This window comes from Corallococcus sp. BB11-1 (assembly GCF_026626625.1).
Classification (GTDB): Bacteria; Myxococcota; Myxococcia; order Myxococcales; family Myxococcaceae; genus Corallococcus; species Corallococcus soli.
Genome location: NZ_JAPNJY010000028.1, coordinates 649,113 through 657,130, shown reverse-complemented (window position 1 = coordinate 657,130; position 8,018 = coordinate 649,113). Strand labels below are relative to the sequence as shown.

At 70.8% G+C, this 8,018-nt stretch carries 7 protein-coding genes and 1 tRNA gene; 1 reads left to right on the top strand and 7 read right to left on the bottom strand.

Going from position 1 to position 8,018, the window contains the following annotated elements:
* Window positions 1-129: 129 nt before the first annotated feature.
* The 6 genes from OV207_RS24120 to OV207_RS24095 all read right to left on the bottom strand — a co-directional run bounded on the left by OV207_RS24120 (window position 130) and on the right by OV207_RS24095 (window position 6,867).
* Window positions 130-211, bottom strand: a tRNA-Leu gene (locus OV207_RS24120).
* 84 nt (window positions 212-295) lie between these two features.
* Complete coding sequence (gene secG / locus OV207_RS24115) at window positions 296-691, bottom strand: preprotein translocase subunit SecG (protein WP_193429892.1); 396 nt, start codon at window positions 689-691, stop codon at window positions 296-298.
* 84 nt (window positions 692-775) lie between these two features.
* Complete coding sequence (gene tpiA / locus OV207_RS24110; RefSeq protein WP_193429891.1) at window positions 776-1,546, bottom strand: triose-phosphate isomerase; 771 nt, start codon at window positions 1,544-1,546, stop codon at window positions 776-778.
* Between the two features lie 50 nt (window positions 1,547-1,596).
* Window positions 1,597-2,790: a phosphoglycerate kinase gene (locus OV207_RS24105; protein WP_267557518.1), complete on the bottom strand. Its 1,194-nt coding sequence runs from the start codon at window positions 2,788-2,790 to the stop codon at window positions 1,597-1,599.
* Window positions 2,791-2,858: 68 nt separating this feature from the next.
* Window positions 2,859-3,869, bottom strand: a complete 1,011-nt coding sequence (gene gap, locus OV207_RS24100; protein WP_193429889.1) for a type I glyceraldehyde-3-phosphate dehydrogenase — start codon at window positions 3,867-3,869, stop codon at window positions 2,859-2,861.
* 100 nt (window positions 3,870-3,969) lie between these two features.
* Window positions 3,970-6,867: an N-acetylmuramoyl-L-alanine amidase gene (locus tag OV207_RS24095; RefSeq protein ID WP_267557517.1), complete on the bottom strand. Its 2,898-nt coding sequence runs from the start codon at window positions 6,865-6,867 to the stop codon at window positions 3,970-3,972.
* Between the two features lie 80 nt (window positions 6,868-6,947).
* Between OV207_RS24095 and OV207_RS24090 the strand changes: the two genes are divergently transcribed.
* Window positions 6,948-7,592, top strand: coding sequence for a diacylglycerol kinase family protein (locus OV207_RS24090; protein WP_267557516.1), 645 nt, complete (start codon window positions 6,948-6,950; stop codon window positions 7,590-7,592).
* Window positions 7,593-7,739: 147 nt separating this feature from the next.
* On the opposite strand, the gene OV207_RS24085 is transcribed toward OV207_RS24090, so the two are convergent.
* Window positions 7,740-7,943: a hypothetical protein gene (locus OV207_RS24085; protein WP_267557515.1), complete on the bottom strand. Its 204-nt coding sequence runs from the start codon at window positions 7,941-7,943 to the stop codon at window positions 7,740-7,742.
* Window positions 7,944-8,018 lie beyond the last annotated feature (75 nt).

Below are 8,018 nucleotides of genomic sequence, written 5' to 3'. Positions count from 1 at the left end.
GGAACCCGGGTGACGCTCTCTTCACGCTGGGTGAGCGTGGGGCGTCAGGGGTCCACCGAGGTGCGGGTGCCGGTGCGGGAAAACGAAAAAAGCCCCCGAATCTTTCGATTCGGAGGCTCTTCTTCGGAGTGCCCAGGGCGGGACTCGAACCCGCACGCCTCACGGCGCCACCACCTCAAGATGGTGTGTCTACCAATTCCACCACCTGGGCTTGCTCGCGGGGCTCATGTATCGAACCCCGCTGACTCGCGCAACGACTAAATCACCGACGCGCGAGCTTGAAACGGGCTGACGATTACGGCGCGGGAGTCGTCGGCGCGGGGGCCGGCTGGCCCTCGGCCGGCGGGGTCGCCGTACGCTCCTGCTCGACGCTGCCCGGAGCCGCAGGCGCGGGCGTCGTCGCCGCAGGTGCCGAGGCCGCCGGAGGAGGCGATGCGACCGAGCCCCCCGCAGCCACGGAGCCGCGCAGGCCGACGAAAGACAGGCCCAGCGACGTCAGGAAGAACAAGCCGGCGAAGACGCCCGTCAGCCTGCTCAGGAAGGTCACCGCTCCGCGCCCACCGAAGGCGCTCGTCGCGGCGCCGCCACCCAGGGCGGAACCCATGCCGGCGTCCTTCCCCGGCTGTAGCAAGATGACGAAGATCATGAACACGCAGAGCAGGACGTGCACGATCGTAAAGAAAGTCAGCATGGCGCTTCCAGACGCTCCGTGGAAAGAGGGCGCACCCTACACAATGTGGTCAACGGGTGACAACTTCCAAAAGGGAATCTTCCTTTAGCCCGCCGCCTTCACGATGGCCACGAAGTCGGCCGCCTTGAGGCTCGCTCCCCCGACCAGCGCCCCATCCACGTCCGGCTGGCCCAGCAGCTCCGCCGCGTTGTCCGGCTTCACGCTGCCGCCGTACTGGATGCGCACCCGCCCCGCCGTCCCCTCGTCGTACAGCCGGCCCAGCAGGCCCCGGATCGCCGCGTGGACCTCCTGCGCCTGCGCCGTCGTCGCCGTCCGGCCCGTGCCAATGGCCCACACCGGCTCGTACGCCATGACGAACGTCGCCACGTCCGCCGCGGAGAAGCCCTCCAGCGCGCCGCGCACCTGACGCTCCACCACCGCCAGCGTCTGGTTCGCCTCGCGCTCAGCCAGCGTCTCCCCCACGCAGACGATGGGCGTCATGCCCGCGGCCTTCACGGCCTTCGCCCGCTGGTTCACCGTGGCGTCCGTCTCCCCGAAGAACTGCCGGCGCTCCGAGTGCCCCACGATGACGTAGGCGCACCCCAGCTCCACCAGCATCCCCGCGGAGACCTCTCCGGTGAACGCGCCGGACGCCTCCCAGTGGCAGTTCTGCGCCGCCAGCTGGATGGGCGCGCCCTCCAGCGCGATGTGCAGGGGCTGCAACGCCACGAACGGAGGCGCGATCACCACCTCCACCGTGTCCCCCAGCGCGGCCACCGCGCCGCGCAGCTCGCGCACCAGCGCGAGCGCCTCCGGCACCGTCTTGTTCATCTTCCAGTTGCCAGCGACGATCTTCCGACGAGCCTGGGACGCCATGGTGTCTCCCCCGGTACCGCGCGTTTGAGGAACTGCGGGTGCGTTGTCGCCTACTTCGTCTCCAGCGCCTTGATGCCGGGCAGCTCCTTGCCCTCCAGGAACTCCAGCGACGCCCCGCCGCCCGTGGACACGTGGCTCATCTTGTCCGCGTAGCCCATCTGCTCCACCGCCGCGGCGCTGTCGCCACCGCCGATGACCGTCGTGGCCTGCGTGTTGATGGACATGGCCACCGCCACCGACCTGGTGCCTTCCGCGAACTTCGGCACCTCGAAGACGCCCATGGGCCCGTTCCACACCACCGTCTTCGCGTCGCGGATGCGCTGCGTGAACATCGCGCGCGTCTTGGGCCCGATGTCCAGGCCCATCATGTCCGCCGGGATGACCTGGTCGGGCGTCTCCTTGGCCACGCTGTCCGCCGTGGGCCCCGTGCCGACGATGTGGTCGATGGGCAGCACCAGCGGCGTCTTCAGCCGCTTCGCCGTGTCCAGCAGCTTCGCCGCCAGCGCCAGCTTGTCGCCCTCCTCCACCCGGCTCTTGCCGACCTCGATGCCCTGCGCCTTGAGGAAGGTGTAGGCCATGGCGCCGCCCACGAGCAGCGCGTCCACCTTGGGCAGCAGGCTCTCGATGACCTTGATCTTGTCGCTCACCTTGGAGCCGCCCAGGATGGCCACGAAGGGCTTCGCCGGGTTCTTGAGCACCTTGTCGCCCAGGTACTCAATCTCCTTGCGCATCAGGAAGCCGGCCGCCCTCTCCTTCACGAACGGCACCATGCCCGCCGTGGACGCGTGCGCGCGGTGCGCCGTGCCGAACGCGTCGTTGACGTAGACGTCCGCCAGCGCCGCCAGCTCGCGCGAGAAGGCCTCGTCGTTGGCCTCCTCTTCCTTGTGGAAGCGCAGGTTCTCCAGGAGGACGACCTGGCCCTCCTTCAGCTCCTTCACCTGCTTCTTCACGCCGTCGCCCACGCTGTCATCCGTGAGGATGACCTCGTGCTTGCCGCCCAGCAGCTCCACGAGCTTCTGGGCCACCGGCTCCAGCGACAGCTTCGGGTCCGGGCCCTTGGGCCGACCGAGGTGGGACGCCAGGATGACCTTGCCGCCCATCTCCAGCGCGCGCTTGATGGTCGGAAGCGCTTCGCGGATGCGGGTGTCGTCGGTGATGCGGCGGCCGTCCATGGGGACGTTGAAGTCCACGCGGATGAAGACGCGCTTGCCGGTCAACTGCAGGTCATCGATGTAGCGGATCATCTTTTTGGTGCCCCTTGCCCTGTCTCGGTCAGCCCAACGGTGCCGGAATGCGAAGCCGTGCCTGACGACTACAGGCCCTTGGACACGAGGAACTTCGCCGTGTCGACCATGCGGTTGGAGAAGCCCCACTCGTTGTCGTACCAGGCCATGACCTTGAGCATGGTGTCGCCCATCACGAAGCAGTTGGTGGAGTCGAAGATGGCCGAGTGCGGGTTGCCGTTGTAGTCCACCGACACCGTCTGCGCGTCGCTGAACTCCAGCACGCCCTTGAGCGGACCGGCGGCGGCCTTGCGGTACGCCTCGATGACCTCCTCCGCGGTGACCTTCCGCGTGGTGTTCACCGTCAGGTCCACCAGCGACACGTTCGGGGTGGGCACGCGCACGGAGATGCCGTGCATCTTGCCCTTGAGCGAGGGGATGACCTCGCCGATGGCCTTCGCGGCGCCGGTGCTGGTGGGGATCATGGACAGCGCGGCGGCGCGGGCGCGGCGCATGTCGTCGTGGGTGAGGTCCAGGATGCGCTGGTCGTTGGTGTAGCTGTGCACCGTCGTCATCAGGCCCGACTCGATGCCGAAGTTGTCCACCAGCACCTTGGCGATGGGCGCCAGGCAGTTGGTGGTGCACGAGGCATTGGACACGATGTGGTGCTTGGACGCGTCGTACTGGTCGTGGTTGATGCCGTACGCGATGGTCAGGTCCGGGCCCTTGGCCGGGGCGGAGATGATGACCTTCTTGGCGCCCGCCTTGAGGTGCTTCTCCGCGCCCTCGCGGCCGGTGAAGCGGCCGGTGCACTCCAGCACCACGTCCACGTTCATCGACTTCCAGGGCAGCGCCGTGGGGTCCTTCTCCGCGGTGACGGCGATCTCACGCCCGTCCACCACGATGCCCTTGTCCGTGGACTTCACCTCGCCCGGCCACGTGCGGTGCACGGAGTCGTACTTGAACAGGTGGGCCAGCGCCGACGGCTTGTCGAGGTCGTTGATGGCGACGATCTCGAGGTCTTCCTTGCGGCTGAGCGCGGCGCGAAGGATGCAGCGACCGATGCGTCCGAAGCCGTTGATGGCGATCTTGGTGGCCATGATGTGCGTTCTCCTGGTCAGCAGGAGTGGGCCCTCAAGGCCCACCCGTCGTGTGTCTCGTAAAGAAGGCGGGCGACCGTAGGCAGGCGCCCCCGCCGAGTCAACGCTTCGCGTGGGACGCCTTCGCGCGCGCACGTCGGAGCTGAACAATCACCCCGACCAACACCCAGAGCCCGGAGGCCGTTCCCGCCTCCCCCGCCCCGCACCCACAGCCGGTGTCCGCCTTGCCGAAATATTCGGACGGCAGCAGCGGGACGACGGTCGGCTCGGGCGGCGGATCCACCGGGGGTGGATCCACGGGGGGATGCGGGTTGCGCTCACGCACCGCCACGCAGGACGTCAGCGGCCGGGGGCTCACCGTCGGCGTCACGTCCGCGTCCGGCAGGGGCGGCGCCTGGGCGAGCAGCCCGGCGCGCACCAGGAACGCCCCCACCAGCCGGGAGCGCTCCCGGCCCGACGCGAGGCCCTCGAAGGGGAAGCCCAGCACCAGCACCTGTCCGGCCGGCGCCGTGCCGGACACAAGCCCCGCGCCCAGCGTCGTCCCGGCGTAGCGCAGCACGTCCGCGCCCCCGCCCGTCGCCGCCAGCACGTCGGTAACACCCACCGGGTAGGCCCCGAGCGTCCCGTCGTCCAGCGGCGCGGCGGTCAGGTCCGGGAGCAAGCCGCCCGCCGAGCCCTCCACCTGGAACGCGGGCGCCCCCGTGGCGATGGACGCCCGCAGGATGTCCGCGAGGAAGAGCTGATCCTCCGCGCTGCCCGCCGCGAGCGTGGACACGGTGCGCCCTCCCGACAGCAGCAGGTGCCCGCCCCCGGTGACGAACGCGCGCAGGGCGTCCTGTTCGGTCCGCGTCAGCCCCGCGCCCCCCACGCCGCCGCGCCCGGTGGACCAGTCCACCAGCCGGTAGCCGGCGGGCGACACGAGCCCCGCCGCCACGGCGTTGCCCGTCGCGCTGTCGAAGGCCACCGCCGCCTGGGCGAACGCCGCGCCGTGCTGGCGCAGGTAGCTGCCGTCGTTCATCGCCTCCAGGAAGACGCGCACCGGGGCCGACAAATCGTAGGGGTCCAACGCTTCTCCGCAGGCCACCGTCGCGTCCAGCCGCTCGTACGCGTTGACGAGCAGCACGGGCGCGGCGGCGCCCACGCGCACGCCCACCGTGGCGGACGGGAACGACTCACCGCCCGCGTTCACCGCGGAGACGCGGAAGTAGCGCACCGTGCCTTCGGCCAGCGTGACGGTGGCGTCGGTGCCCTGCACCGCCGTGCCCTCGTCCCAGGCCCGGCCGTCCGCGCTCTGATAGAGGCGGTAGCCCGTCGGCGCGTCGCGGCCCTCCTCCGACGTGACCTGCGCCGGCGCGGTCCACTTCACCTCCACCGCGCCCGGCGTCGCGTTGCGGGCGGCCACCGCGCCCGGGGCCTCCGGCGGCAGGTGCGCGGGCACGCCGTCGCGGGCCGCGAAGTACTTGATGAGCCCCTGCACGATGGCGCGCGCGGCCACGTGGCGCACGCGGGCCTCCTTGAGCGTCGCCGCGTCCGTCGCGTTGTCGTGGTACGCCATCTCCAGCAGCACGCTGGGCATCTCCGGGTTGTGCGTGGGGTTCACCTCGCCCAGGTTCGCCGAGCGCAGGGCGCGCACGCGCCAGGCGGGATCCACCTCGCGCTTGAGGTCCGCCTCCAGCTGCGCGAGCAGCGCCCGCGCCATCACGTCGCTGCCCTTCACGCCCGTGAAGTTGAGGGTGCCGTCCACCGGGTTCGGCCCGTAGACGTAGGCCTCCGTGCCCCTGACGTTGCCGGACGTGCCCGCGTTGGTGTGCCACGCCACGTAGACGGCGTCCTCGCCCTCTTCGTGCAGCCACGCGGCGAAGCGCGGCCGGGACGTCACGTCCGCGTTGCGCTCGTTGGACAGCGCGTTCGCCCCCGACGGCGCGTACACGCTGAAGGGCGCCCCGCTGTACTGCACGTGGTAGCGCGCGCTCTCCTCGAAGCGGGGGCGCGCGAGCGGCCCCTGCGCCGCGTCCCCCATCAGGCCCCGGCCGCCGCCCAGCCGCACCGCGTCCACCGACAGCGTCGCGCCCGCGCCGGCCGCCGAGTCGTTATGGAGCAGCACCGCGCCCGACTCCGGGTGCTGGCCCGCCTTGAAGAAGAAGCGGCCCAGCAGCACCCACGTCCCGCCATGGCGCCGCTGGTTCACGCGGAAGTGGCTCTCCCCGCCCGCGTGCTTCACCACGTAGTGCGCGTCCGTCGCGCGCGACGGGTCCGAGCCATAGGAGACGTAGACGTGGTAGGCCGCGTCCGCCGGCACGTCCGGGGTCCACGTCGCCGTCGCGGTGACGGTGGCCGCCGTGTCCAGCGTGCGCGTGGTGCCCAGCGTGAACGGCTCCACGTTGTTGCCCATGGGCACCGGCGGAGCCCCCCACCCCTTCTGTTCGGCGGCGTGGAAGCGGCCCGCATCACCCCCTTCCGTGTAGCCCGCCTGTCCGTCGTCCACGATGGCGAGCAGCGGGTTCAGGTCCGTCTCCCGCACCGGCACCACCGTGGCGCCCGCGCCCACCAGCAGGGGCAGCAGTTCCTGGGACACCACCTCCACGGAGATGAAGTCCTCCACCACGCCCCAGCTGTTGGGCCGCTGCGTCGCCCAGCGCTTCAGCCCGTTGTCCCGGTAGAAGCCGTGTCCGGGGCTCAGGTAGATGACCTTGCCGGACAGCGCGCCCTCGCCCAGCCGCGTCTGCGGCACGCCCGCCACCTTCACCCCGACGCCGGGCTTCGCGTCGCGCGCCTCGCGCCGCACCACCGGCGGCTCCTGGGGGGACAGCCGGCGCTGCTCGTGCGCCCGGGGCCCCGGAGCTGGCAGATAGTGAACACCGGGCGGCTCCAGGCCCAGGTCATCCCCCTCGAAGGTCGGCGTGACGGGAGCGGGGGCGCCCTGCGCTCGCGCGAGGACACCGGTGAAGAGCAGGGCCAGCGCCAGGGGGCGCGACCAGGACGGGAGGGAGGTTCGCATCACCCGGGCGACCTTACCCGTTCACTCCGCAGCGGCAATCGGACCCGTGGGTGCTAGCGTGCCGCACCCTTCACCCTCCGATGACCGTTCCTGCACCACACCGCCCCCAGTTTCCCTCCCGCCGCAGCAACGGACTGTTCGCGTCGTTCGGACATGCGTGGGCGGGGCTCATCCACACCGTCGCCTGGCAGCGCAACATGCGCATCCACCTCATCTCCGGCGTGCTGGTGGGGCTGGTGGGCAGCGGCATCCCGCTGGGACTCGCGGAGAAGGTGACGCTCATCTTCTGCGTGCTGCTCATCTTCTTCGCGGAGATCCTCAACAGCGCGCTGGAGCAGTTGGTCGACCTGGCCGTGCAGCAGTTCGACGAGAAGGCCCGGCTCACCAAGGACGCGGCCGCCGCGGGCGTGCTCGTGCTCGCCGGGGGCACCGTCGTCATCTTCGCCGCCATCCTCATCAACTACTGGGAGACGGTGCGCACCAGCACCGACGCCATCCTCCGACAGGTCGCCCTGGGCCTGCCCCTGGCCGGCTGCGCCACGGTGCTCGTGCTGCCCCAGCCCCGGCCGGTGGCCATCGACGTGGTCGCGTTCCTCGCGGGCTGCGGGCTGCTCGCGCTGACGGCGCCCACCTCCGCCAGCCTCGTGTTCACCGCGCTCACCGCCGCGCTGCTCTTCATCGCCGGCGCGACGGCCCGCGAGCGCAGGCGCCATCCCCAGCCCTGAGCCACACCGCGTCCAGGAGCGAGGGGCGCGCGGTGGGAACAAAAAAACCGGCGGTCGCCGGTTCGCTCCCACCACCTTGCGGGCGGGGGCCCCGGAACCGGTCCGGAGCCCGCTCACCCGCGAGGGTCTGTCGCGCAGCCTAACGGCCTAGACGCGCGGCTGCCACCCCGGCGTGGCTTCAGGTGTCGGCTGGGTGGCACCCGCCTTGTCGCCTTCCCGCAGGTCGGTGGTGACCAGCTCCAGCAGCTCCGTCGCGATGCCGATGACCTGGTGCGGCGTGTAGCCGGCTGCGCGCAGCTGGTTGAAGAAGGTGCGCGCCAGGATGCGGGTGCCCTTTTGGTCGGTGCTCACGGGAATTGCCTCCGGAATCGGCCCCTGTCCAACGGGCGCCGCGTCATCACTCGGCTGCTGAGTTCAACCGGCGTG